The organism is Rhodopseudomonas sp. BR0M22, from assembly GCF_010907035.1.
Classification (GTDB): Bacteria; Pseudomonadota; Alphaproteobacteria; order Rhizobiales; family Xanthobacteraceae; genus Rhodopseudomonas.
The window spans coordinates 18,747-41,626 of the sequence record NZ_QUMK01000032.1 but is presented as its reverse complement, the minus strand read 5'-3'; the positions used below and the strand labels follow the sequence as shown (position 1 = coordinate 41,626).

20 protein-coding genes and 1 tRNA gene are annotated in these 22,880 nt (G+C 62.4%); 12 read left to right on the top strand and 9 right to left on the bottom strand.

What is annotated here, in order from left to right:
- Positions 1-5: 5 nt before the first annotated feature.
- The 3 genes from DY468_RS12420 to DY468_RS12410 all read left to right on the top strand — a co-directional run bounded on the left by DY468_RS12420 (position 6) and on the right by DY468_RS12410 (position 3,367).
- Complete coding sequence (locus tag DY468_RS12420; RefSeq protein ID WP_164605117.1) at positions 6-620, top strand: class I SAM-dependent methyltransferase; 615 nt, start codon at positions 6-8, stop codon at positions 618-620.
- A 235-nt stretch (positions 621-855) separates the two neighbouring features.
- The gene (locus DY468_RS12415; protein ID WP_164605116.1) at positions 856-2,067 is read left to right on the top strand and encodes an ABC transporter substrate-binding protein; all 1,212 of its coding nucleotides are present in this window, start codon (positions 856-858) and stop codon (positions 2,065-2,067) included.
- Positions 2,068-2,173: 106 nt separating this feature from the next.
- Positions 2,174-3,367, top strand: coding sequence for a CaiB/BaiF CoA transferase family protein (locus DY468_RS12410; RefSeq protein ID WP_164605115.1), 1,194 nt, complete (start codon positions 2,174-2,176; stop codon positions 3,365-3,367).
- 10 nt (positions 3,368-3,377) lie between these two features.
- Here the strand turns inward: DY468_RS12410 and DY468_RS12405 are convergent, their stop codons facing one another.
- Positions 3,378-3,710, bottom strand: coding sequence for a nucleotidyltransferase family protein (locus DY468_RS12405; RefSeq protein ID WP_164605114.1), 333 nt, complete (start codon positions 3,708-3,710; stop codon positions 3,378-3,380).
- Positions 3,707-4,120, bottom strand: a complete 414-nt coding sequence (locus tag DY468_RS12400) for a nucleotidyltransferase substrate binding protein (protein ID WP_164605113.1) — start codon at positions 4,118-4,120, stop codon at positions 3,707-3,709. Before DY468_RS12400 ends, DY468_RS12405 begins: the two co-directional genes overlap by 4 nt.
- A 205-nt stretch (positions 4,121-4,325) precedes the next feature.
- Here DY468_RS12400 and DY468_RS12395 point away from each other — a divergent pair, with 205 nt between their 5' ends.
- Positions 4,326-5,651, top strand: a complete 1,326-nt coding sequence (locus DY468_RS12395) for a tyrosine-type recombinase/integrase (protein ID WP_246700961.1) — start codon at positions 4,326-4,328, stop codon at positions 5,649-5,651.
- Here DY468_RS12395 and DY468_RS12390 read toward each other — a convergent pair.
- Together DY468_RS12390 and DY468_RS12385 are read right to left on the bottom strand one after the other, a co-directional pair.
- A complete protein-coding gene (locus tag DY468_RS12390) occupies positions 5,613-6,137 on the bottom strand; it encodes a hypothetical protein (protein WP_164605112.1) in 525 nt (174 codons plus the stop codon). The genes DY468_RS12395 and DY468_RS12390 overlap by 39 nt on opposite strands.
- A 110-nt stretch (positions 6,138-6,247) precedes the next feature.
- Positions 6,248-6,943 carry a hypothetical protein gene (locus tag DY468_RS12385; RefSeq protein ID WP_164605111.1) on the bottom strand — a complete coding sequence of 232 codons (696 nt, stop codon included), beginning with the start codon at positions 6,941-6,943 and terminating at the stop codon, positions 6,248-6,250.
- A 155-nt stretch (positions 6,944-7,098) separates the two neighbouring features.
- Here DY468_RS12385 and DY468_RS12380 point away from each other — a divergent pair, with 155 nt between their 5' ends.
- The gene (locus tag DY468_RS12380; protein ID WP_164605110.1) at positions 7,099-7,803 is read left to right on the top strand and encodes a recombinase family protein; all 705 of its coding nucleotides are present in this window, start codon (positions 7,099-7,101) and stop codon (positions 7,801-7,803) included.
- A gap of 572 nt (positions 7,804-8,375) precedes the next feature.
- On the opposite strand, the gene DY468_RS12375 is transcribed toward DY468_RS12380, so the two are convergent.
- Positions 8,376-8,924: a hypothetical protein gene (locus DY468_RS12375; RefSeq protein WP_164605109.1), complete on the bottom strand. Its 549-nt coding sequence runs from the start codon at positions 8,922-8,924 to the stop codon at positions 8,376-8,378.
- Between the two features lie 16 nt (positions 8,925-8,940).
- Positions 8,941-9,534, bottom strand: coding sequence for a transposase (locus tag DY468_RS25005; RefSeq protein WP_164605108.1), 594 nt, complete (start codon positions 9,532-9,534; stop codon positions 8,941-8,943).
- Positions 9,535-9,877: 343 nt separating this feature from the next.
- On the opposite strand from DY468_RS25005, the gene DY468_RS12365 reads away from it, so the two are divergent.
- From DY468_RS12365 to DY468_RS12355, 3 genes are all read left to right on the top strand, one after another.
- Positions 9,878-10,216 carry a hypothetical protein gene (locus tag DY468_RS12365; protein WP_164605107.1) on the top strand — a complete coding sequence of 113 codons (339 nt, stop codon included), beginning with the start codon at positions 9,878-9,880 and terminating at the stop codon, positions 10,214-10,216.
- A gap of 148 nt (positions 10,217-10,364) precedes the next feature.
- Positions 10,365-11,243 (top strand): phage tail protein, encoded by an 879-nt coding sequence (locus DY468_RS12360; RefSeq protein ID WP_164605106.1) that lies wholly within the window; start codon positions 10,365-10,367, stop codon positions 11,241-11,243.
- 458 nt (positions 11,244-11,701) lie between these two features.
- Entirely contained in the window at positions 11,702-13,669 is a 1,968-nt protein-coding gene (locus tag DY468_RS12355; protein ID WP_164605105.1) for a DEAD/DEAH box helicase family protein, read from the top strand.
- A 549-nt stretch (positions 13,670-14,218) separates the two neighbouring features.
- On the opposite strand, the gene DY468_RS12350 is transcribed toward DY468_RS12355, so the two are convergent.
- Positions 14,219-14,292: transfer RNA gene (locus DY468_RS12350), tRNA-Gln, on the bottom strand.
- A gap of 279 nt (positions 14,293-14,571) precedes the next feature.
- Here DY468_RS12350 and DY468_RS12345 point away from each other — a divergent pair.
- Both DY468_RS12345 and DY468_RS12340 read left to right on the top strand, forming a co-directional pair.
- The gene (locus DY468_RS12345) at positions 14,572-14,826 is read left to right on the top strand and encodes an AbrB/MazE/SpoVT family DNA-binding domain-containing protein (protein ID WP_164605104.1); all 255 of its coding nucleotides are present in this window, start codon (positions 14,572-14,574) and stop codon (positions 14,824-14,826) included.
- Positions 14,823-15,227 (top strand): PIN domain-containing protein, encoded by a 405-nt coding sequence (locus DY468_RS12340; RefSeq protein WP_164605103.1) that lies wholly within the window; start codon positions 14,823-14,825, stop codon positions 15,225-15,227. Before DY468_RS12345 ends, DY468_RS12340 begins: the two co-directional genes overlap by 4 nt.
- A gap of 42 nt (positions 15,228-15,269) precedes the next feature.
- On the opposite strand, the gene DY468_RS12335 is transcribed toward DY468_RS12340, so the two are convergent.
- A complete protein-coding gene (locus DY468_RS12335; protein WP_164605102.1) occupies positions 15,270-18,404 on the bottom strand; it encodes a multidrug efflux RND transporter permease subunit in 3,135 nt (1,044 codons plus the stop codon).
- A 2-nt stretch (positions 18,405-18,406) separates the two neighbouring features.
- Positions 18,407-19,630: an efflux RND transporter periplasmic adaptor subunit gene (locus tag DY468_RS12330; protein WP_164605101.1), complete on the bottom strand. Its 1,224-nt coding sequence runs from the start codon at positions 19,628-19,630 to the stop codon at positions 18,407-18,409.
- A gap of 331 nt (positions 19,631-19,961) precedes the next feature.
- On the opposite strand from DY468_RS12330, the gene DY468_RS12325 reads away from it, so the two are divergent.
- Positions 19,962-20,207: a hypothetical protein gene (locus DY468_RS12325; RefSeq protein ID WP_164605135.1), complete on the top strand. Its 246-nt coding sequence runs from the start codon at positions 19,962-19,964 to the stop codon at positions 20,205-20,207.
- Between the two features lie 268 nt (positions 20,208-20,475).
- Complete coding sequence (locus DY468_RS12320; protein ID WP_164605100.1) at positions 20,476-22,860, top strand: TonB-dependent receptor; 2,385 nt, start codon at positions 20,476-20,478, stop codon at positions 22,858-22,860.
- Positions 22,861-22,880 lie beyond the last annotated feature (20 nt).

Below are 22,880 nucleotides of genomic sequence, written 5' to 3'. Positions count from 1 at the left end.
GCGCGATGGCCGATCAGGCCCGGACCGCGCCTGCCGTCGACTTCGTCGGCGGCGCGGTCGGCTATCGGTTTCGCTCCCAGGCCGGCCGCAGCCACGCGCTGCTCAAGGCCACCGGCGTCTCGCCGGCGCGCCCGCTGCATGTGATCGACGCCACCGCCGGCCTCGGCCGCGATGCTTTCCTGCTCGCCTCGATGGGCGCAACGGTGACGCTGATCGAGCGCGTGCCGGACGTGCACGCGCTTCTCGAAGACGCGTTCGCGGCGGCGCGCGCCGAGAGCGCGGAACTCGCCGCCATCGTCGGCCGCATGACGTTGCTGCATGGCGATGCCCGCGCGCTGTTGCCGACGATGCGAGCCGACGTCGTCACCATCGACCCGATGCATCCGCCACGGACCAAGACCGCGCTCGTCAAGCAGGAGATGCGGCTGCTGCGCGACCTCGTCGGCGCCGATCCGGACGTCGGCGAGTTGCTGGCGGCGGCGCTGTCCGCGGACTGCGGCCGCGTCGTGCTGAAATGGCCGCTGCGCGCCGCTGCGCCGCCGGCTCCGCGCAAGCCGTCGCATCAGATCGTCGGCAAGACCGTGCGCTACGACGTGTTCGTGCGAGTGCGCGCAGCCTGACGGGGCTTGCACGCTTTCCGAGCCTGCGAAATTCGCATGCAGATGCGTCCGGGATCGCACGCCTCCGTGCTGGCGAAGGATGTATGGTCTCCGCCAACCGGTGAGCCGAGACGCTCTCCGATAACAAGCGCATTCGACAAGCAGCGCAAACGCGGTCGCACAGGCCGTGAGGGAGCGAAGACCGGGACAGCATCGCGACACGACGATGCGGCCGGACCATGGAGGAAGACCCCGCATGCATTTTTCTCGGCACACTCAGGTCGTCGCCGCTGTCGCGCTCGTCGCAGCGCTCAGTGCCAGCGCAGCGCACGCCGGCGGCAATTATGACCCCGGCGCCAGCGACAGCCTGATCAAGCTCGGCCAGACCATGCCGTATTCGGGACCGGCGTCGGCTTATTCGACGATCGGGCGGGCGGAAGCCGCTTACTTCAAGATGCTGAACGACAAGGGCGGCATCAACGGCCGCAAGGTGGAGCTCCTGAGCCTCGACGATGCCTACTCGCCGTCAAAGACGGTGGAGCAGGTCCGCCGGCTGGTCGAAAGCGACGAGGTGCTGGCGATGTTCTCGATCCTGGGCACCGGGCCGAACATCGCGGTGCAGAAGTATCTCAACATCAAGAAGGTCCCGCAGCTGCTGCCGTTCAGCGGCGCCACGCGCTGGAACGACGCCAAGCACTTCCCGTGGAGCACAGGCTCGCAGCCGACTTACAAGACCGAGGGGCGGATCTACGCGAAGTGGATTCTCGCGAATAAGCCCAACGCCAAGATTGCGGTGATCACGCCGGCCGAAGAAGCGGGCCGCGATTATCTCGCCGGCTTCAAGGAAGGGCTCGGCGAGCATGTGAACCAGATCGTGTCCGAGGCGGTGTATGAAACCACCGACCCGACCGTCGACTCCCAGATCGTCAAGTTCAAGGCCGCCGGCGCCGATGTGCTGTTCAACGAATGCACGCCGAAATTCGCCGCGCAGGTGATCAAGAAGGCCGCCGAACTCGGCTGGAAGCCGCAGATCATCCTGCCGGCGGTGTCGAACTCGGTCGGCTCCGTGTTGAAGCCCGCAGGGCTCGAGAATGCGGTCGGCATCGTCACCGGCGCCTACGTCAAGGATCCGGGCGATCCGCGCTGGGCCAACGATCCCGGCGTTCAGCAATGGCGCGCCTGGATGAAGACCTACAATGCGGGCGCCGATCCGGCCGACATCTTCAATGTCTACGGCTACAACATGACGCAGATCATGGAATTGGTGCTGCGTCGCGCCGGCGACGATCTCACCCGGGCCAATCTGATGAAGCAGATCGAGTCGCTGAATGGCGTCGAGATGCCGATGCTGCTGCCCGGCATCAAGCTGCAGATGTCCCCCGACCAGCGCACGCCGATCCGGCAGTTGCAGATGGCGCGCTTCAACGGCACCTCGTGGGAGCTGTTCGGCGACGTGCTGAGCGAGTAGTCGCCCGGCGCGACAGGATGGGAGAGTGCGCTTGCCGCTCCCCTCCTGCTGAATGGCGTCGCGCTGTCGACGTCGAGTTTTTCCCTTCAACCACATCGTTGAGTCCATGACCGCACCGACCGGGCCGCTCGCCGGCATCCGCATTCTCGACCTCACCAGCGTGCTGTTCGGCCCCTATGCGGCGCAGATCCTTGGCGACTGGGGCGGCGACGTCATCAAGATCGAAACCCTCGACGGCGACATGTGGCGCTACACCGGACTGTTCCGGAACCGCGGCATGAGCGGCCAGTTCATGGCGGTGAACCGCAACAAGCGCAGCCTCGCGCTGGACCTGAAGCATCCCGACGGCAAGGCGGTGCTGCAGCGGCTCATCCCGACCGCCGACGTGCTGCTCACCAACGTCCGCCCCGCCGCGATGGCGCGACTCGGTTTCGGCCATGACGCCTGCGCGGCGCTGAACCCGCGGCTGATCTATGCGGCGGCGACCGGCTTCGGCCAGGACGGGCCGTGGGCGGCGCGGCCGGCATTCGACGAGATCATCCAGGCGGCTTCGGGTCTTGCCTCATCGATCGGCTCGGACGACGAGCCGCAATTCGTGCCGAGCCTGGTCGGCGACAAGATCTGCGGCCAAGCGCTCGCCGGCGCGGTGTCGGCGGCGCTGTTCAGCCGCGAGCGCACCGGCAAGGGCCAGCTCGTCGAGGTGCCGATGCTGGAGACCATCGCCGGCTTCAACAGCATCGAGATGCTCGGCGGCTACGCGTTCGATCCGCCGATCGGCCCGTCCGGCTACAAGCGGATGAAGGAGCGCAAGCCGGTGCGCACCAAGGACGGCTGGATGACGATGCTGCCGTATTCCGGCGACAACTGGTGCGCGTTCTTCGAGGCGGTCGGCCGCTCCGAACTGATCGACGAGCTGCAAGTGCGCGATCCGGTGGCGCGGGCGGAGAACATCGACCGGATCTATGCGGCGATGGCCGAGATCGCGCCGGCCCGCACCACCGCCGAGTGGGAGGAATTGCTGCTGCGCCTCGACGTGCCGCACACGGCATTTGCCAAGATCAGCGAGATCGGCGAGCAGGAGCACCTCAAAGCCGTAGGCCTGTTCGCCGCGATCGATCATCCCAGCGAAGGCAAGCTCCGCCAGGCCCGCCCGGCGACGCGCTTCTCCGAAGCCCCGCCCAACCTGCACCGCCCATCTCCGCGTCTCGGCGAACATTCCCGCGAGGTGCTGCTGGAGGCCGGCTACCGCGCCGACGAGATCGACGCGCTGGTCCAGGCGAAGGCGGTGGGGGAGGGGTGAGGAGCGCAGCTCAGGGAGTGGCCGCACAGCCGTTCTGCACCCGCACCGCATCGCGCCGGATCACGTCGCGAAACCGCGTATCGGTCTGCGCCCACTCGACGACGTCGACCTTGAATGGAAGGTCCGACTCCTCGAACGCTTCCTTCAGTTCGGCCACCTTGTGGAGGCCGAGCGGATCATCTCCGAGCACGGCGAGATCGAGATCCGAATACCGCTTCGCCTGTCCCCGAGCGCGCGAGCCGAAGGCGAGAACTTCCCGGTCCGGGATCTGCGTCGCCAGGATATCGCGAACCATCGCCCAGTGCTCGGGGCGCAAATCCAGCTTCGGCAGGGGCGCCGTCATGACAGCCGCTCGGCGAGACGGTCGTAAAGTACGCGGGCTTCCTCGATGAAGCGCGGGATGCCGCCGACCACTTCCAGCGCCACGTCCTCGTTGTAGGTGTGGCTGGTCTTGCTGCGCATTTCGCGGAAGCCGCGCCAGTCGGCCCATTCGCCGAGCAATAGACCCTGTTCACTCGCGGTACGGATCAGATCCTGAAAGCTCATGCCGTCGATCAGCGCCGGGTTCGGCGCAGCGAATTCCAGGTAGCGCTTCAGCATCTTGTGCGCGATCTCATAGGTGAACGCGAAGCGCTGCACCAAGCCGTCGCGAATTTGAGTATCGGAGATGTCCGCCTGATAACGTGCCAGTCCCTCGATCAGGCGAGCGAGGGCACGCTTCAGCAGCGAGACGTCGGGTTTGATGTCGGTCATCAACGCTCACCCGGCTGGTGCTTCTGCGCGGCGCGGCTTGTCAGCGACTGGTGAACGATACGTCGAAACGTTGGATTCTCAATCGGCTAAGGTCGGATTTGGCTGGGGAACCTGGATACCAATCCAACAAGCGACGGAAGCCCAATAGCAGCTTGTTTATCATCGTTTCGACCTGTAAGTCTAGGTGGTTAACCTAGGTGGGTTGATGGACCAAAAGTACCTCATCAAGCAATACAACACCTATTCGGTAGTGGTGGAGGTCCCCAAGCGCCTCCAGGCCAAGGCTGGACGGAAGCGCTTCAAGAAGTCGCTAGGTACGGACAGCTTGGCCGAAGCAAACCGGCGGAAGCACTTCTTCGTTGACCAGTTTCATCGTCAGATCGCCCATCTGGAGAAAGCCGGTAGTGAAGCCGATGCTTCCCGCGCCAGGGAGGCAGCGGAGTTCCGACAAATCCTAGAGAGCCATGACCGGACGTGGCACGAGGACGAGGAGGGCCGGGAGTGGAGCGACCACGAAGAAGAATTGGACCGGCTGAGGGCGCGCGCCAAGGAAATCTTGAATGAGAGCGGGCAAGAGGCTGCTGAGCGCTTCTACAAGGCCGCTACGGGCGAAGCCACTCTGCTCAGTGACCAATACCCGATCTGGCTAGGGGAGGTGGAGCATGCAGGCCAAACCAAGGCCCAGCACGAGAGCACAATAAGGCGCTTCATTGATTGGGCTGGTCAGGGCGTGTCTGTCGAAGATGTCACACGGAAAAGGGCAGGAGCTTACGTTTCCGACATCCTCAATGGCTCGGGTTTGGCACGCGCTACGGTGCGGCGACACGTTTCGTCTCTCTCAACCCTATGGCAGTGGTTGGCAGGACGGGGCATTGCTCCAGCGAACCCGTGGCGGGGTCAGCAGTTGGGAAAGAAGGCCGCTCCGGCAGAGAGGCGTGGGTTAGCCAACGAAAGGCTCCTGAAGCTCCTGGGGGCCACCTATAGCACCCCCAAGTATGCTCAGTTGCTGAGCGACTTGCTACGGCTGGCGTTGCTTCATGGCGCGAGACTTGACGAGTTGTGTGCCTTGAAAAGTTTGGACGTCGCCAAGCGGGAGGATGGCTATTGGATGGTCATTACCTCAGGGAAGACGCGCGCGGCCAAGCGAGAAATACCGGTGCACCTGCTGGCGGTCGAGATTGTCGAGCGTCGTCTCAAGGACGCTGACGAATACCTGTTCAAGGGGCTGGTTGCTGGTGGACCGGATGGCAAACGATCTTGGTACGTCAGCAAGGCATACGGACGCTTCAGGGAGCAGGTTGGCGTCACAGGAGACAAAGAGGACTTTCACGCGCTCCGCAACACCTTCATCACGTGCATGGAGGGTCTTGAGGTGCCTGAAAGCACCGTGAAGCTCCTCGTTGGGCATCGGCGCCAAAGCATGACCTACGGCCACTATTCTAAGGGTGACCGTGTCAATCTGCGGAAGGCGATCGAGAAGCTGGACTACGGCTCAGAAGTGATGCGCTCCATAAAATCGGTAGGCTATTGAAACATCAAAGCCTTCATCAGGTGGGCCGAACAGCTTTGAGGCATCGAAGCCCTCAACCAGCCTGATCACGCGAACGGCATCCAACCAGAGGCTGACGCCGCTCATAGCCCCTTTTTCCCATCCAGCAATAACACCAGCGATACGGACCAAGCATCCTTCCCGGATGATCACGCTTTTGGAGAGTGGGACGCCTTTGCTGTCCAATAGCTCTGGCTTCTTCTTCGGGCTCCTGAATATGAACGCGATGTCGCCTTCCTTGGTGTTCTTCCAAGGTAGATGCACGGCCTTCTTGTCACCGAAGTAAGAGACGGAGATTTTTTGGATTTGCTCCATAAAGCGCTGAGCGTAGCCCTCGGTGGCGGTCGCTTCGGTTTTGTATCTGCCGTCCGCGTATTCGCCCTCGGTCTCCGGCTCAGACAAATGCGGCCTGCGCGCGCTCATGATCTCGGTGGCGAAGGGGACATATTTGATGTTCTTGTCGGTCATTTTTGGATGGCTGCAACCGCATCAATGCAATGCCCCCAGCTTCGCACAGCAGCCGCCCTTCGCCTAATGATTACTTCTGCAGATGGAATGCAGAAGTGGGACGCTAAAACTCATTGTTCTCCGAACGAGAGGTCGGCCTCTGTAATCACTTCCACTATGAATGGGGGCTCGTCCAGGGAAGTCCTTAAGAGGCCGAAGGCATAGTACTGCACGTCTCCGTCGTCACCTACAAACTTGATCCTCGCTCGATGCTTCTTTGATTTTTGAACCCAATTTCCCTCACGGTCGTTGGGGCCGCCCCACCAAACTTCAGTTGCCGCTGCATCGCACGTCACCACGACTACTCGAATATCTTGGCCTGCCATTACGTCATCAACCGTTTGAAGAAGGACTTGACGAGGAAGGTGCCAGCCCGCCCAGTTTACCGCTCGTCCAAATGAGCTATATTCGACTGCAATTTTTAGTCTTTTGGTGCTCGTCTTCGCCTTGGCGATCAATCGCACGGGCGTGGTCGTGGAGCGATCAATCCCTGCAATGAGACCTATCTTCTCGACGTAGCATGCAGGGGCTCGCCAAATCCTCCGCTTGATCGCCGGCCATGTGAGAAACGCGACAAGAGCCAAAGCGGCGCAAAGGAATATTGCGCGCGCCGCGATCAAACTGATGCCGAGAGGATCAGATGCCAGTTTAAGGAGGCGCGCGCTCCAGTATTCCGGGCCGAAGCCAATTAACGCCAATGCGGCAACAGCAATGCCGCCAAAAAACTTGCCTGCAAATGTGCCCATGAAGGCTTTGAGAAACTGCATCGGTGACCGCCTTGTCCGATTGACCACTTAACGGCCTCGCTCCTCTCACAGAGAGCGTGCGCGTGCACCCCCTTTCGGACATCAACCTGCTTGCGACTGTACACAAAATGAAGTAACGTCCGTTAGTTCGATTTGTGGTGCAAGGAATTTGGTTCATGGCCTCAGGGAAGTTCGTGTCCTATTTGCGCGTTTCGACGGACAAACAGGGGCGAAGCGGCCTTGGGATCGAAGCGCAGCGCGAGGCCGTTTCCAGCTACCTCAACGGCGGTCGGTGGACGCTGGTGGCCGAGTACGTCGAGACCGAGAGCGGCCGGAAGTCGGATCGACCCAAGCTCGCCGCCGCGCTCTCGCACGCCAAGGCTATTGGCGCCAAGCTGGTCTTCGCCAAGCTCGATCGCCTCACCAGAAACGTGGACCTTCTGCGCTCACTAGTGGCGAGCGACGTTGACCTTGTCTTCTGCGATCTACCCAGCGTCCCTCCCGGCCCAATGGGAAAGTTCCTGCTTACTCAGATGGCCGCTGTGGCTGAGCTAGAAGCGGGCCTGATCGGCGAGAGAACCAAAAAGGCCCTTGCAGCCGCTAAGGCGCGGGGCACGAAGCTAGGCAACCCCAACGGCGCACGAGCCCTCCGAGGCAAGCAGACAGGCAATGCCGAGGCGGTGGCACGGATCAAACAGAAGGCTCAACAGCGCGCGACTGACCTCAACGGCATCATTGAGGACTTCCGCCGCTCAGGCATCTCGACCGTCCGCGCCATCACCGACGAACTCAACCGGCAGGGCATTGATGCCCCGCGTGGTGGTCAGTGGCACCCGACAGCGGTGCAGCGGATGCTGAAAAGGCTCCCTAAAGCCGCTTAGATCATAGGGTTACGCGAAAGCGGGGCCACCTACACAGGGAAGCGGCCTAGATGCTGCTTCAGAACCATCGCGAAAACTTCGCCCCACACTGCGAGAACGCACATGCTCGTTCCAATCGTCGCCGTAGCTCTCATCGTGTCCGCTTTGGTCCAGGACCGGGCGCTATGCCTCGGAAGCCTCGCCGCTCTCGGTGCTGCTGTCTGGTTCGGCTAATGTCTGGAAGCGATCGACCGATTTCCAATCGGGGATGATCAGTCACCGAGCTTCTGCGCTGGCGGGTGAGAGCCTAGGTGTCCTGCCTGCCTTCTCCGGACGGCGGATTGCAACGGCCATAGGGTCCCTCCGCGCCTCTGGATTTGGCGAAACTCCCCCAAAATGGATTTCAAAAACCGGGCTTAAACCCGCCGTTGTTGTTAGACGAAATCGGTGCGTGAAAGCCTATGGGTCCCTCGGTCCGGGCTCCCGGCGAATTGGGTCCCTCCGGGCTGGAAAAATCTGACGACGGGTCCCTCCGGGGCGCGCAGATGCTCAAAGGGTCCCTCTGCCAATTGGCGATCGGCGGCGGGTCCCTGCTATGGGATTTTATGAACTCTGACGGCGCATCTAAGTAACGACGGGAGCACCCTCTCGGCTGCACGGGCAAACGCGCTCCAGTCGAGTCTGCCACCGATGACTGTGCCGGCGCATGAGCTTGCGTCTGCGCTGAATTCCGGCGTGTCTATCCTCCAGCGCTCCGCATCTCTCCCACGCCCCTTAAAGTAGTCCGCAACGTGCTCTCTCATGTTTCGAAGGTCGCGGACATCGCGCACCGGGAATGCATCGAACTCAGATAGGTCCAAGTCACCACATATGTTCAATTGTTCGAGCCAACTGCGGTGCTCCAGCACTTTGTTCGCGCAGATCGCAAAGTAGTGGTGCTCGGTCCGAAGCTGCGCTGCACATAGTCGCAAACGCTGTGATGTATCTTCGAGGTTAAAGGCGGCATGCATCGCTCGGGTTGCTCTTGCAATCCGCTCGCCTTGCTCAACCGTTGCTGCGGTCCATTGCACGAGTCCCTCGAAAGCCATGAAGCGTTCCTGATCCTCGGACATAATCGGAATGGGCGGGCGGGTCTTGCTCAATTGGCGCCACCATCGTTCATGATCCACCGAAGGAAGCGCTCTGTTCGCGCTGTATGCGCTTGAGTGGCCGAAGGGCGCAGGATGGCCGATAGCGCACCGTTGCAGGCCGGTTCTGCTGGTGCCACGTAAGTTCCTTTGCGGATGCGTTGTTGCTTGCGTGACCAAGCCGCTCGGCTGTTCCGGTTCTCCGGCAACCCCTTTGCAACGTGCGCCGAGACGGTGGCACCGAAGGTCCATCCTTGCCAGGGAGGCTCAGGCGGCCTCGGTAGCCTTCCATGCCCTCTAGGAGCTTCCGCACCATCTGCCACGCGGTCTTATAGGTGACGCCAAGCGCCATCTGCACTTCACGAACCGTGACCGGCTTATGGGCATTTAGGAGATGCGCAGCTTTGATCCATGCCGCGAGAGGGAGCTTTGAGCCCTTCAGCGGTGTGCCCACTGTCACCGTGAACTGGGTACGACAGCTGGCGCAAAGGTAGAGGCCCGGCCGGTGTGCCTCGCCCCTGAAAGCCCTGACGATGGTGGAGCCAGTGGCCCCGCATTCGGGACAGACAGGACCTTCCGGCCACCTGATGCGCTCAAGCGCTGCTCTGCAGTCTTCCTCGGTCACTGCGCTCTCTAAGCTGCTTTTTCTTGTATATAACGAAATTGAACAAAGGCCAATATTCGCCAGGGATTTCTATAGAGTTACCCGAATAAGAGACCACCTTTGCCGAAGCGGCCTTGGTGCCCTCCAGCAGACCGTCCGGAGCGCAAGACTCCCGCGGCCCTCCAGACCGCTCAAGCAGGCCGTTCGCCAGCATCTTCAGCCGCCTAGCCGAATACTCGTCCCCCTTTACAGAGAAGCGGCTCTCGGCCGTCCAGTGTGCGCTTCCAGCACGAGACCTTTCGCGCCTTCAGAGGCCCTAGCGCCTAGGCGCGCCCGTAGCCAATACACCAGCAACAACCAGCCAATGACCATTCATCATCCCGGCCTTCGTGCCGAGTATCGCTATCTGCGCTCCATCTGCGGGAGCTTCCCGGAGCGTGTCACCCTTGGCCGTGCCATCGGCAACGGATGGGGCGCAGCCGCCATCACCGAGCTTGCTAAGGGCTTCCGGAGCCTTCAGGGGCGCGCGGAGCCTGATGAGGCCGCGTACTTACGAGCCATCCGAGTGGCGTCAGAGCGCCTTCACGTTCCCGCTGAAGGCACCAGCTACCAGCGGATGCCCAAGGCTCCTCCGATCGACGCCAATTGGCCGACCATCACCCACAACACCAGCACTAACACCACGTCCCGAAAGGCCGCATGATCACTGCTAATAGCACCAGGACTGTCTAGCAGGCTGTCCGTTAGCATCTTCAGCCCTCTATTCGGAGATCACCTCATAGACGAGGAAGCGGCCTGGATGCTGCTTCAACCATCGCGAAGACTTCGCAAACAATCTCAAAGAGAATTTCTTGGCTTTAGAAACCTTCAGCTACCTTGACAGCCTCGTGGTCACCAGCCCGGACGTTAACGACAGTCTGGCCAACGGTGACGACCATATCCGAGGCATCAAGCTCACACTCAAGAACACCTTCCCTCGCGCGTCTGGAGCCCTCACCAGGGGCCTGGAAGCGGGAACGGGCTATTTGTCTGGTGACGGTTCCTCAAGTCTCCCGGCCTTCAGCTTCACCTCTGAAGGCACGCTGGGGTTCTATCGGGCCTCTACGGGCAAGATCGGCATTGCAGGCCGTCTGACGGGTGGGGTGCTCCCCGCCGGAGCCATCATGGATTTCGCGATGTCCGTCGCCCCGGAGGGTTGGCTTCCGTGCGACGGCACGACGCTCAGCAAGTCTGTCTATCCGGACCTATTCGCCGCCATTGGCTACACCTGGGGAGGCTCAGGGGACCAATTCTGTCTTCCTGGGGGCCAGAACCGCTATCGACGACACCGGGGCGGCTCAGGCTCCCCGGCCGGCGATGTTGGTAATATGCAAGGAAGCCAGTTTGGCTCTCACACACACGGAGCCACCGCAGACGCTCAGGGCGGGCATACCCATCACCTGTCTATCTGGTCGCAGGGTATGAACCGTAGCAACCCGCACAAGCACACCAGCGGCAGGCTACAGTCGGCGGCCTCCTCGTGGGGCGACGCCTACCTGTCCTTCGGAAATGCCGGAGACTATCCCGTAAGTGTGCCAGACACAGGCTTGGCGGACATCAATCACGAACATCTCGTGGATGGGAACACGGACGGTGCAGGTCTCCACACGCACAACATCTCAATTCTCGCCTCAGGCGGCAATGAGACGCGCCCAGAGACCATGACCGTACTGACCTGTATCAAAACCTAAGCACCTGCCGGCCTACAGCAGTGAAGCGTTTTATAACCAGCACACGCTGAAGATGCCTAGTTGACTAGACGAGTCCTAGAAGGCGCTGGGAGGGCTCAGGGGAGCGTAAGCGGTCTTGCGCTCTCTTTGCCCCGTGGGGGGGCCGCGCGCCTCCTGGAACTCCTGACGCCCTCAGAGGCACGCATCAGACGGGAGGGCCCAAGAGCCCTTCCGGCGGCACCAACCGTCATCAAAACAAATGTTGGTGGTGGCTTTGGTGCAGCCTAGAACGCCGGCAGGGCTCCTCAGGAGCATTCGGGCGGCTTCATGCCTCCTACGCTTTGACCATTAATGCACCCCGAAAACCTCCTAAGTATTCTTTAGGGGACTTAAAGGGTGCTTTCCTTTGCCGTGATCGCTGCCCTCAGGGCGGCTTGGACCGATTGCGGCATCTCTACGAACAAAGACAAGGTTTCTTAATGCAAACCACTATCGGTCTGCACGAGCACGGCTATGCCCTCGTGCCACCGCAAGAGTTCACCGCGCGGATGAAGGAACTCTGGACTGCCGACTACGGCCTTTGCTCATCTCAACCGCTAGAGCAGCTTTGGACCATCATGGCAGAGACATTCAACAGTGCCATTGATGATGCTGTGAATGGTGTTCAAGCGCCTTGGCGCATTCTCCAGCCGGCAACAGGCTCAGGCAAGACGACTGGTGCCTGTGTTTTTGCCGCGATGCAGGCACAGCGCAATAGAGCCTCTAAGGGGCTTCAAAGCCCTGTGGGCTCCGTTATCGTCACTCGGCTCATTGAAGATGCTGAGAAGATCGCCAAGGCCATCAATAGCTATGCTGGCGGTGCCGTCGCCATAGCGCACCATTCGTCCGACCCGAAGTTGCCGGGCGTGTTGTTCTCTCACGACACCATCGTCATTCCGCACCAAGCGTACCTCAACGCATCGTCTGCCCGTGGTAGCCGGTGGGACAGCTTCATGAACTGGACAGGAGGGGAGCGCCTTCTGACCATTGTTGATGAAGCACTGGCGAACGTCGTGACTAGCTCCAAGGTTACATCATGTGATCTGGCTGAAGTGCTGAGGTACATCACCCCTGAGATGGAGCGAGAGTTCCCCACAGAGCAGTGGGCCTTACACGTGCTGAAGATGAACTTGGACAATCATTCTCAGCACGCCAGTGCAGAGGACGGGTTCTCCCGTGGCCTATGGGCAGAGGCCATCAATCAAGGTGACGTGCCCCTGGTTGATTTTGGCCCTCTGAAACTTGCTCTCCGACAAGTGGAGTTTGATCGCCTTGGTGCCAAAGCTGAAGACGGCGACGCGCGCAAGCGTATTCGACAATGCGTCGAAAAGACCTTGGACGGCTCCCAAGCCCTGTACGACCAATGGGCCTACTACGCCAAGACGGGAGGAGAGCACGCGCTTCACTCTGCCGCTTTGGCTGTGCCCTTAGATGCTCCTGGACCGGTGGTGCTTGATGCTACCGCCCGTTCTGATCTTCTGTGGGATCTGTTTGAACGCCGTGCACAACGCATTCAGACACCTAGCCGGGTCCGAAGCTACCGCAACGTGACCCTGCACGTGGCGAGGGCGCCCGGCCTGGGCAAGCGTTCGATGATTGCCAACTTCGGCAAGCGCTTTCCGCGTTTGCTTGCGGACCTGGAGCAGAGGTTAGGCCCTGATCGCTCAGTGTTCCTCTGTCTTCACAAGGGTAACCGTGCGCCCGCTGCAATCTTCTTGCCGAAGAAGGCCGCCGCTCAACCTGGCCCCTTCTCAGTTGGGCATTGGGGGGCAGTGGACGGAAGCAACGAATGGCAGAACTGCGATACAGCCGTGATCTTTGGTATGCCGTACCGGGATCAAGTGTGGTCCACCAACACGTTCTTCGCCTTCCAGGGCTTCAAGGGTGACGAGTGGCTTGCCGACCCTAAATGGAAGGCACACCGCAACGTCCATCGCGCCATGAGGCAGCGCCAACTTTCAGTCTCGATCATCCAGGCAATCGGCCGCATTCGGCTCCGCCGCGTCACCGATGAGCACGGCAACTGCCCGCCGGCAGACGTGTTCATTGTCCTCCCGAAGGACATAGATGGCGATGAGGTGCTGAAGAACATCCAAGCCGACCTTCCAGACCTGAAGGTCGCTGATTGGGATTTCCAGATGGATGGACCGAAGGTGCGGAGGCCGCGTAAAGGCTCCAACGCTGAAGCGTTGGCTCTGCACATGGAGATGTGCGGCCCTGGGACTTGGTCCTTGCGAAAGGTACTCGGTGACATCGGCATCCCCGGTGCCCTTAAGAAGATCAGAGAGGACCTGAATTGCCCTGATAGCGGACTTGCGGGCCGCCTAGCCGAGCTTGGCGTGACCTACCAGACCGAGGGGCGCGGCAGAGGGGCAAAGAGCTACCTCGTGAAGCATCAAGCGGCCTAAGAGGCGCCACCTAAAGACTTCGACCGGTCGGACTGCCCTTTATAGGTGCCGATCGGTTGTTTTCTCAAACCGAACTCCGCGCGGCACCTCGTTCCAGGTGTGTTTATTGCGTTACACTGGTCGAAGCTCGGCGCGCCAAAGAAAAGGCCCCGTGGAAAGCCCACGAGGCCCTAGTGGTCCGTGACCGCTTTGGGGCGGCTCTATGCCTTTCTTCGGGCCCTGGGGGCCTTCGGAGCGCCCGGAGCTTTCACAGCCGCTCTCGGCTTCCGGCGCGCTTGGGGAAGGCCGGCGTAGGCTTGGTGCACCTCGAAGAATGGCACACCAGCTGTTTCGGCAATCTGCTCAAGGGAGCCCCCGACCTGATCCGCCAGCGCATCCAATTCGGCGCTGAGCTTCGAAGCGGTCTGCATCAGACCTAGCAGCGTCGCGAGGGCTGCAAGCTGCTTCTTGGTCTCTGGAGCGACCGAGGTGGTTCGCCTAGGTGGGTTGGGAGTTCGTGACATTTGCTAAGCCCCTTACATTGTTGCCAAAATGGGCTTAGTAGGATGCTGGCTGGGGAACCTGGATTCGAACCAAGACAAACAGAGTCAGAGTCTGTTGTGCTACCATTACACCATTCCCCACCGAGAATGCGCTGACGGATCAGGCATTTAGGAGTGATGCACGGGGCACACTCGACACGGTGCCGGGCGCGGCGGGAGTGGCTCGCGACGCGCCTCGGGTGTGCGGGTCTTCTAGCTGCGTCGGCCCCGGCCCGCAAGAGGGTTGCTTGCGACAGATGGGAGATTGGAGTGGAGACTGAGGCAGCCGACAGGGCGGGTCGGTGAGCACGCGCTCGCTGCGGTTGAAACGACGTATATCCTGCCTATGATATACATTCTTGCCGGGGCATGGAGGGTGCGATGCTGGTTTCGAAATGGGGCAACAGTCTCGCGGTCAGGCTGCCCAAGGCGTTGGTCGACAAGCTCGACCTGAAAGAGGGCGACGAGTTGAACGTCGTCGACATCGTCGAACGAACGCTGGTGGTTGAGAAGGAAGACCGGCGCAGGGCGGCGGTGGAGCGCCTTTCCCAGCTGCGATGGACCCTTCCTGCTGACTACAAGTTCGATCGCGACGAGGCGAACGAGCGGTATCGCGACGAGGCGAATGATCAGTGAAGGCGTTCTTCGACACGAACATTCTCGTCTATATCACGACCTCGGACCCGCGTCAGCAAACGGCTGCTGCTTGCCTGAGCAGCGGTGGAGTTGCCAGCGTTCAGGTGCTCAATGAATTCGTCCACGTAGCGCGCCGAAAGTTGGGGCACGACTGGCCGCAGATCGAAGTCGCGCTCGAGCAGTTTCACGCCGCGCTCGATGACGTGCTTCCGATCACTCTTACCACGCATGCCGCAGCCGTTGTCCTTGCACGTGATCACCGGGTGTCGTTCTACGACGCGCTGATCGTCGCTGCCGCGCAGGAGGCCGGCTGCGAGGTGCTGTACAGCGAGGATTTGCAGCACGGCCGCAGCTTCGGCACGTTGCGCGTCGAAAATCCGTTTCTGGAAAATCCGCGATAAAGCGCGCTCGCGCGACAACCCGACCCGCTCACCGCGCTCGCCTCACTCCGCCGCCTGCTTGACCTCGCCCTCGTTCTCGTCGACCGGGATGTGGGTGCGGCCCCAATTGGTGAGGGCGTTGGAGAGGCGGTCGAGATACAGGTACACCACCGGGGTGGTGAACAGCGTCAGTGCCTGGCTGACCAAAAGGCCGCCGACCATGGCGTAGCCGAGCGGCTGGCGGATTTCCGAGCCGGTACCGGTGCCGAGCATCAACGGCACGCCGCCGAGCATCGCCGCCATCGTGGTCATCATGATCGGGCGGAAGCGGAGCAGCGCCGCCTTGCGGATCGCCTGCTCGGGATCGAGGTGCTCGTCGCGCTCGGCGGTGATGGCGAAGTCGACCATCATGATGCCGTTCTTCTTGACGATGCCGATCAAGAGGATGATGCCGATCAGCGCGATCAGGCTGAAGTCGAAGCCGAACAGCATCAGCATCGCCAGCGCGCCGACGCCGGCCGACGGCAGCGTCGACAGAATCGTCAGCGGGTGGATGTAGCTCTCGTACAGGATGCCGAGGATCAGATAGACCACCACCAGTGCTGCGACGATCAACAGCGGCACCGTCGACAGCGACTGCTGGAATGCCTGCGCGGTGCCCTGGAAGCTGCCGCTCAACGTCGGCGGCGCGCCCATCTCTGCCATCGCGGCCTGCACTGCTTCGGTCGCCTGGCCGAGTGCGACGCCTTGCGCCAGGTTGAAGCTGATCGTGGTGGCGGGGAACTGGCCCTGGTGGCTGATCGACAGCGGCCGCACCGGCACCGTGGTCCACTTCGCAAAGGTCGACAGCGGCACCTGATCGCCGGTGGTCGGAGACTTGACGTAGATCTGGTTCAGCGTGTCGAGCCGGCCCTGCAGCTCAGGCAACACCTCCAGGATGATCCGGTAGGTGTTCACCTGGGTGAAGTACTGCGTCACCTGGCGCTGGCCGAACGCGTCGTACAGCGTGTCGTCGATCAGTTGCGGCTTGATGCCGAATCGCGAGGCGGTGTCGCGGTCGATCGTCAGGGTCAGCGTGGTGCCATCGGTCTGCTGGTCGGTTGCGACGTCGCGGAGCTGCGGCAGGCTCTGCATCTTGGCCAGCACCTTCGGCGCCCACTCGTTGAGCTCGGCGAGATTGGCGTCCTGCAGGGTGTATTCGAACTGGGTGCGGGTCGGCCGGCCGCCGAGCCGCACGTCCTGCGCGGCCTGCATGAACAGCCGGGCACCCTCGACCTTCTCCAGCTTCGGCCGCAGCCGCGCGATGATCTCCTGCGCGCTGGCGGCGCGCTCGTCGCGCGGCTTCAGCGTAATGTACATCCGCCCGGTGTTGAGCGCGCTGCCGCTGCCTCCGATGAACATCGCGACGCTGTCGACGTCAGGATCGGCCAAAACGATCTCGCCGAGTTGTTCCTGGCGTTGCTTCATCCCGGCGAACGAGATGTCCTGCGCGGCCTCGGATGCCGCGGTGATCATGCCGACATCCTGCTGCGGGAAGAAGCCCTTGGGGATGGCGACGAACAGGTACACCGACAGTCCCACCGTGGCGAAGAACACCATCAGTGTGGTGAAACGCCAGCGCAGCACCAGATCGAGGCCGCGCTCGTAGGCGCGTAGCATCGACTCGAAGGCGCCTTCGATCCACTGATAGATCCGGCCGTGGCGCACCTCGGTGGCCGGCCGCATGAAGCGCGACGCCATCATCGGCGTCAGCGTCAGCGACACCAGCATCGACACCGCGATGGTCATCGCCAGCGTCACGGCGAATTCGCGGAACAGCCGGCCGATGATGCCGCCCATGAACAATAGCGGGATCAGCACCGCGACCAGCGAGATCGAGATCGACACGATGGTGAAGCCGATTTCGCGGGCACCCTTCAGCGCCGCGGTGAACGGCTTCTCGCCCTCTTCGATGTGGCGGGCGATGTTCTCCAGCATCACGATAGCGTCGTCGACCACGAAGCCGACCGAAATCGTCAGTGCCATCAGCGACAGGTTGTCGAGCGTGTAACCGGCGGCCCACATCAGCGCGCAGGCGCCGAGCAGCGCCAGCGGCACCGTGACGCTGGGGATGATGGTCGCCCAGAAGTTGCGCAGGAACAGGAAGATCACCATCACCACCAGCGCGATGGTCAGCAGCAGGGTGAACTGCACGTCCTCGACCGCGGCTCGGATGGTGGTGGTCCGGTCGCTGATCACCTCGACCTTGATGGCCGGCGGAATGCCGGCGACCAGCCGCGGCAGCTCCGCCTTGATGTGATCGACGGTGTCGATGACGTTGGCGCCGGGCTGCTTGAACACCACCAGGAACACGCCGCGCTTGCCGTTGGCCCAGGCCGCGGTCTTGGCGTCCTCCGGGCCGGTCACGGCGTGGCCGACGTCGCGAATGCGCAGCGGGCCGCCGTTGCGATAGGCGAGGATGACGTCGTTCCAGTCCTTGGACTCGGTGAGCTGGTCGTTGGCGTAGATCGTGTAGCTGCGGTTCGGGGTGTCGAGCGTGCCCTTCGGGCTGTCGACGGTGGTGATCGCGATCTGGGCTCGCACGTCCTCGAGCGACAGGCCTTTGGTCATCAGCTTGGCCGGATCGACCTGGATCCGGATCGCCGGCTTTTGCTGGCCGCCGATGAACACCTGCGCGACGCCGGTGATCTGGCTGATCTGCTGGGCGATCTTGGCGTCGGCGTTGTCGCTGACGGTGGTCAGCGGCAGGGTGTCGGAAGTCGCCGAAAGGATCAGGATCGGCGCGTCGGCAGGGTTGACCTTGCGATAGGTCGGCGGGCTCGGCAGGTTCTTCGGCAGCTGGCCGCCGGCGGCGTTGATCGCCGCCTGGACGTCGTTGGCGGCAGCATCGATGTTGCGGTTGAGATCGAACTGAATGGTGACCGCGGTCGAACCCAGCGAACTCGTCGATGTCATCTGCGACACGCCGGGGATCTGCGCGAGCTGGCGCTCCAACGGGGTCGCCACCGAGGAGGCCATCGTCTCCGGACTGGCGCCGGGCAGGCTGGCGGAAATCTGGATGGTCGGAAAGTCGACCTGCGGCAGCGGCGCCACCGGCAGGGCCGGGTAGGCGATCAGGCCGAGGAACAGGATCCCCGCCATCAATAGCGAGGTCGCGATCGGGTAGCGGATGAACGGCGCCGAAATGCTCCGATCCATGGCTATTTCCCGGCTGGCGCGGCGGATGGGGCCGGCTCGTTGTCGGCGACCTTGAATGCCAGCAGCGAGCCCGGCTTGACCTTATACTGGCCGCCGACCACCACCCGGTCGCCGGGGTCGAGGCCGCGCTCGATCACGGTGTTCTTGTCGTTGGCGGGGCCCACCACCAGCTTGCGCAGCTCGGCCTTGTTGTCGGCGTCGACCGCGTAAGCATACAGCCCGGCGGTGCCGTGCTGGACAGCATCGTTCGGAACCACCACGACGTCCTTCAGCGTCTTCACCAGCAGCCGGGTCTGCACCGACAGGCCGGGCCACAGCGCGTGGTTCTTGTTGGCGAACACCGCCTTTAGCCGCACCGTACCGCTGTTGCTGTCGACCTGATTGTTGACCACCGCCAGCGTGCCGTCCTCGGCGAAGGTGGTCTTGCCGTCGGTGGAGAGCGCGATCACCTGGAGCGGGCGTGCGGCGAGGGCGCGGTTGATGTCGAACACGCGCTCTTCCGGCGCGGTAAAGATCACAGCGATCGGCTCGATCTGCGCGATGGTGACGATGCCGGTCTGGCTCGAAGCGTTGACGATGTTGCCCTTGTCGACCTGGCGCAGGCCGGTGACGCCGGAGATCGGTGCCTTGATCGTGGCGTAATCGAGCTGGGTCTGGGCGTTGGCGATCGCCGCTTCGTCGGCCTGGATCTGCGCGGTGAGCTGCTGCACGGTCGAGCGCTGGGTGTCGGTCTGTTGCTTGGTGGCGAATTCGCCGAGCCGGACCGAGCGGCTGAGGTCCAATTGCGCGTTGGCCAGATTGGCTTCGTCCTGGGCCTTCTTGGCCTTGGCTTGGTCGAGCGCCGCCTGGAACGGCCGCGGATCGATCTGCGCCAGCAGATCGCCGGCCTGGACGATCTGTCCTTCCTTGAAGACGATCTGGTCGATCTGTCCGTCGACCCGGCTGCGCACCACCACGGTATTGAAGCCCTGCACGGTGCCGAGCCCGCTGAGATACACCGGGAAGTCCGCCTTCTCCGCCGTTGCTACCGTGACGGGAACCGGAGCACCGCGACCGACGGTTGCCGCTTTTGCGGAAGGCCCACCTGACTGTGCTTGCGATGTCGATTGCTGCGCGGCGGGGTGACCCGCGCCGGAGACGCGCTGCCAGCCCCAATACGATGCCCCCGCTGCAAGCAGCAGGCAACCAACGACGACAGCCTTGCGAGAGGCGCCGGCTTTGCTCATGCCCGATCCGATCATTCGGCCGCCGGAGATCCGGCCTCGGAGGACCGGTTCAGCCTGCGCGGCAGTGATTTCTGATTGACGGCAACTATACCGGCAAACGCCGCCAACACACTACAAACCGCATGACATTGCTAAACTTTCATGGATTTGGCGACGCGGCCCGGCGCCGCGCCAGTGGGCTGCGCATGGCAGCCGATCGCGGATGGGGGAGACGCAGGCTCGCAGTCGGGGCGAGCGGAATAGAATGGTTCCAATTGTCAGTCGCAGCCTGCTCGGCCATATCACCGCGCTCGGAACGGCGGTGTGGTGGACTGCCGTGCAGGAGGGCAGCATGGAAGAGCTCAACGGCCGGATGATCGCCTGCCAGATTTTGATCACCGGGCTGATCGCGCGCGTCGCCAACGAGCAGCGCGATCCGTTGCAGTTTCTCAGCGAGTTTCGCGACGAGATCCGCGCCGTGGTCCGCGGCATTCGCATCGACGGGATGCTCGACACCGAGCGCGTCCGACTCGCCGCGCAACAGACCGTCGACGAGATGTTCTCGCTGATGAAGCCGCCGAGCCACGACGAGGCGTGAGCGGGAGAGTTCGAGGCGGTCCTGCTCTGCTGCAGTTTAGAAGCGTTTCAGATTGCCGAGTGACTGATCATTTGCCCGGTTGACGAGCGCTGCGCTGAAGGGTTGTGCGGCTGCAGTCGGTCTATGTTCGGAATGAATCTTAGAATGGTTATTATCTTGAACGATTCCAGCGCGGGGTAATTCGACGTGCGTTGACCCTGTACCCCGCGGCCGATAGCTCTCAACAACTGCTTGTAATTAGCAACAGCATACCTTGGGGCGGGTCAACATGAACGGGGCGAAGGCGCCGCGGTCGCTGCGTATTGAAGCAGCGATGCGCGGGAGTGGTCAGGAGCATGATGGCGCATACGGCCGCAAGGTTTCGGCCGTCGCCGGGATGATCGCCGTGGCGTCGATCGGCGGCGCCGAAGCGCAGCAGTCGAGCCTGCCGGCCGTGACCGTCGATGCCCCGGTGGCACGGCCGAAGCCGGCGGCGGCGCGCGCAACGCCTGATCAGGTCCGTGCCCGCACCGCGCTGCGCCGGGCGGCGCGCCGCACGCAGCCGACCCAGGTGCAGCCGGTGCCGTTTCCCAATGCCGGTTCGCTGTCGGCGGATCGTAACCCCTACGCAGATGCCGCTGCGCCCTACAAGGTGGACCGGTTGTCGGGCACGAAGTTCACCGAGCCGCTGCTCAATACACCGCGTACCGTGACGGTGCTGACGAAAGAGCTGCTTGAGGACAAGAATGCCACCTCGCTTCGCGAAGTGGCGCGCTCCACCGCCGGCGTTACCCTCGGCACCGGGGAGGGCGGTAACGCCTTCGGCGACCGCTTCTTCATCCGTGGCTTCGATGCCCGCAACGACGTGTTCATCGACGGCATCCGCGATCCGGCGATCTCGATCCGCGAGAACTTCTTCACCGAGCAGGTCGAGATCCTGCGCGGTCCCGCCTCGACCATGGCGGGCCGCGGCACCGCCGGCGGTGCCATCAACATCGTCACCAAGCAGGCGACCACCGAAGGCAATTTCACCAAGGCCGAAACCACCTTCGGCTCCGACGCCACCAAGCGCGTCACCGTCGACGTCAACCAGGTGCTGAGCCCGACGTTGGCGGTGCGGGTCGACGGCTTGTACCAGGACGCCAAGGTCGCAGGCCGCAACTTCGTCACCGACGATCGCTGGGGCACGCTCGCCGCGGTGAAGTGGACGCCGACCGACGCCATCAAGATCACGGCGAACTACGTCCACACCGATCTCGACGGGCTGCCGGATTTCGGCGTGCCGTACAACACCGCGCTGCGCCGGCCCTCGACCGACGTCAACGTGCCGCGCGAGACCTATTACGGCTTCGTCAATCGCGACTTCCAGAAGGCCAAGCAGGATTTCGGCACGGTCACCGGCGAATTCGCGATCACGCCGGATCTGACCCTGACCAACCGCTCGCGCGCCGCGCATTCGGTGCTCGACTACATCGGCACGCTGCCGAGCAACCCGACCGCCACCACGGTCTCGCTCGCGTCGCAGAGCCGCTATCAGACCACCGACGTGCTCGCCAACCAGACCGACCTGACCTACAAGTTCGACGTCGGCGGGGTGAAGCACACCATGGTCGGCGGCGCGGAAATCTCGCGCGAAAGCGTGATGCGCGACACCTACGCGGGCCTCACCTCGGAGCTCGCCGGTTTCCAGACCGGCGGTCGCGTGATTGTGCCGCTGCTCAACCCGCCGAATACGCTGGACTTCGCGACCCAGCCGCAGCGCGCCAACAATCCGACGTTCATCAACGTCGATACCAAATCGACCTACGTCATCGAGACTGCCAACTGGAACGACGTCGTCATCCTCAATGGCGGCGTGCGTTACGACGACTACAACATCACCGGGCACACCGCGACGACCTCGACCGGCGTGCAGTCGGGGATGTGGAACTACAATCTCGGCGCGGTGGTGAAGCCGCTGCCTTATGCCAGCCTGTACGCCGCCTATGCGACCTCGACCAACCCGGTCGGCGCCGAGCTCGATGCCTCGGGCACCGCTTATGGCGGCCTGGTCGTCAACAACACCACCTTCCAGGCGCTGCCGCCGGAGATGAACAAGGCGGCGGAAGTCGGCACCAAATGGGAGCTGTTCAACCGCCGGCTGCTGCTGACCGCGTCGCTGTTCGAAACTCAGAAGTCGAACGCCCGCGAGACCGTCGGCAGCAACATCCTGTCGACCGGCGTCTATCGCGTCCGCGGTATCGATCTCGAAGCGGCCGGCAAGATCACCGATCGCTGGAGCGTGTTCGGCGGTCTGGTGCTGATGGAAAGCAAGGTGCTGCAGTCGATCGATCCGAATTCGGTCGGCGCGCAGCTCGCCAACATCGCGCATCAGTCGTTCAACCTGCTGACCAAGTACCAGTTCGACGACCATTGGGAGGTCGGCGGGCAGGCGGTGTACGCTTCCAAGATCTACGGCGGCACCTTCGCGGCGATCAACGGCAACGTGCTGCCGGAGCACTGGCGGTTCGACAGTTTTGTCGAATTCAAAGTCGACAAACACATGACCGCCAAGTTGTCGGTCAACAACATCTTCAACACCACCTATTACGACGCGTTCTATCGTTCGAACTCGCCGTTCGTGTTCATTGCGCCGGGCCGGTCGGTCTGGCTGACGCTACGCGGCGCGCTGTAAGCGCGTCGCGGGAATTGGAG